Annotated in this window: 2 protein-coding genes and 1 pseudogene; all 3 read left to right on the forward strand. The window is 40.5% G+C overall.

Features of this window, described 5'->3' with window-relative positions; translation table 11 throughout:
- A partial coding sequence (locus AC1DOS_RS19800; RefSeq protein WP_477538865.1) for an RrF2 family transcriptional regulator occupies window positions 1-234 on the forward strand: 234 nt, incomplete at its 5' end.
- Between the two features lie 146 nt (window positions 235-380).
- The gene (locus AC1DOS_RS19805; RefSeq protein WP_477538866.1) at window positions 381-1,523 is read left to right on the forward strand and encodes a cysteine desulfurase family protein; all 1,143 of its coding nucleotides are present in this window, start codon (window positions 381-383) and stop codon (window positions 1,521-1,523) included.
- Between the two features lie 63 nt (window positions 1,524-1,586).
- Window positions 1,587-1,881: pseudogene (locus AC1DOS_RS19810) on the forward strand (hypothetical protein); the annotation flags it as partial.

A 1,881-nucleotide genomic window follows, 5' to 3' on the forward strand; every position in this document is an offset into this window, starting at 1 on the left:
GGTGGATATAAGCTTTCAAAACCCCCACATTTAATTTCTGCGGGGGATGTTATTCGTGTTTTAGAAGGACCGATTCAACCTGTAGAAGGCATTGAAAACGAAGCGCCTCCGCAACGAGAATTGTGGTCACGCATTCGAGATGCAGTGAAAACGGTATTAGATACAACGACAATTGAAGATTTAGCTAAGTACAGTGAATCGCCTTCAGATGACGGTTACATGTACTATATATAAATGCTTGTTCAAAAAGGCGAGGAAACAACAGGAATATGTGCTTTTTAAAAATGTCAATCTTATGAATTACTGATAACCTATTCCTGCGTTTAAACTTTGCAAAACCTAAACGGCGACTTTTTGAATAATTTATAAAGGAGTTCGACATGAATAGAATCTATTTAGACCACGCAGCTACTTCACCCATCCATCCACAAGTAATTACAAAAATGATGGAAGCGATGGAGCAAACGTATGGCAATCCATCGAGTATTCATGCGACTGGTCGTGAAGCGCGGAAGCAATTAGACATTGCGCGACAACAATTTGCTAGTAGCATCGGTGCAAAAGATCAAGATATTATTTTGACGAGTGGCGGAACGGAAGCAGATAACTTTGCGATTTTCGGTACTGCTTATGGCAGAAAAACTGAAGGTTCACATATTATTACTTCTCAAATCGAGCATCATGCAGTTCTAACAGCATGTGAAAAGCTTGAAAAAGAAGGATTTGAAGTCACCTACTTGCCTGTTAACTCGCAGGGACGACTAACTGTCGAAGATGTTAAACAAGCTCTGCGTGACGATACAATATTAGTTACCATAATGCTTGGTAATAACGAAGTGGGTACCATACAACCGATTCAAGAAATTGGGGAGTTATTAAACGACCATAAGGCAACTTTCCATACAGACGCTGTTCAAGCATACGGATTATTACCAATTTCAGTAGATGATTTAAAGGTCGATCTTTTATCTGTTTCATCACATAAAATTAATGGACCTAAAGGAATTGGCTTCTTGTACCAACGGAAAGGAACGAAGTTATCACCACAATTCTTTGGCGGGCAACAAGAACGAAAACGTCGAGCGGGGACAGAAAATGTTCCAGGAATTTTGGCTTTCGCAGAAGCCGTCACTATCGCACTACAAACAATGAAAGAAAAACGCGATCAGTATAGCCAATTTAAAAAAGAGATGGCTTCAATTTGGCAACAAGCTGAAATTGATTTCAAAGTAAATGGTGAAGAACAGATTACACTCCCGCATATCCTGAATGTGAGCTTTGCTGGTACAGATGTCGAATCATTACTCGTTAATCTAGACATGGCGGGATTAAGTGTATCGAGTGGTTCAGCATGCACTGCAGGTTCAATAAATCCTTCTCACGTTCTAGTTGCGATGTACGGCGAAAAAGCAAGTGAACTTCGCAACTCAATTCGCTTTAGCTTCGGGTATGGAGTAACGGACGCGGAAATAAAAGAAGCAGCAACTTTAACAGCTAATGTAGTCAAACGACTTGTAAAATAGAAATGAATGTTCAAAAGTCAATCAAAATAGCACATCGGGGCCTGCACAAAGCAGGTCACTCAGGTGTTGCCACAAAAGCGACGAGTAATCGTACGGGCATGGTGTGGCGTTCTTAACCTGAGTTCCAAAACTGGCTCTTTTGATGCTACTTTTGAACAAAATAATATTATAGAAAAGGTGAGAATCATGCAACAACTAAAAGATCCTGCAAATACACGTGTCGTTGTTGGCATGTCGGGCGGCGTTGATTCGTCCGTTGCAGCTCATTTATTGAAACAACAAGGGTATGACGTAATCGGAATCTTTATGAAAAACTGGGACGACACAGATGAAAATGGTGTTTGTACAGCTACTGAAG

This window comes from Paenisporosarcina sp. P5_A11, assembly GCF_056400705.1.